Annotated in this window: 1 pseudogene; it reads right to left on the bottom strand. The window is 49.6% G+C overall.

Annotated features, from left to right (window positions below):
• Positions 1–496, bottom strand: a pseudogene (locus OH459_RS28160) (hypothetical protein); the annotation flags it as partial.

Below are 496 nucleotides of genomic sequence, written 5' to 3'. Positions count from 1 at the left end.
GCCACCGTCTAGGACGAAGTAACCGTCAGCGTTGTTTTCTAGCTGGACGGTAAGCTCATCTGCTGGCGTATCTGTATCAGCAACAACGAGTGTTGCCACTACGGTATCGGTAGATACCGCATCTTCAGTCACGCTATCAACCGCTTTGACATCAATGGTCGGTGCATCATTCACACGAACGACATCAAGAGAATCCGTGTCTGTCGCTTTTGGATTCACGCCGTCAGATACCGACGCTGTGACACTCAGGCTATTCAAGTCTAGCTGGTCATTATTAACCGCTTCGACACCTTTGTCGGTCAACTTAACTTGATCACCGTCTAGGACGAAATAGCCATCAGCGTTGTTTTCTAGCTGAACAGTAAGCTCATCTGCTGGCGTATCTGTATCAGCAACAACGAGTGTTGCCACTACGGTATCGGTAGATACCGAATCTTCAGTCACGCTATCAACCGCGGTAACGTCGATAGTCGGTGCGTCGTTTACGCGAACCACG

Source organism: Vibrio sp. MM46, from assembly GCF_027587135.1.
GTDB lineage: Bacteria > Pseudomonadota > Gammaproteobacteria > Enterobacterales > Vibrionaceae > Vibrio > Vibrio harveyi.
The sequence above is the reverse complement of the archived record's forward strand: the minus strand, read 5'-3'. Positions and strand labels throughout refer to the sequence as shown.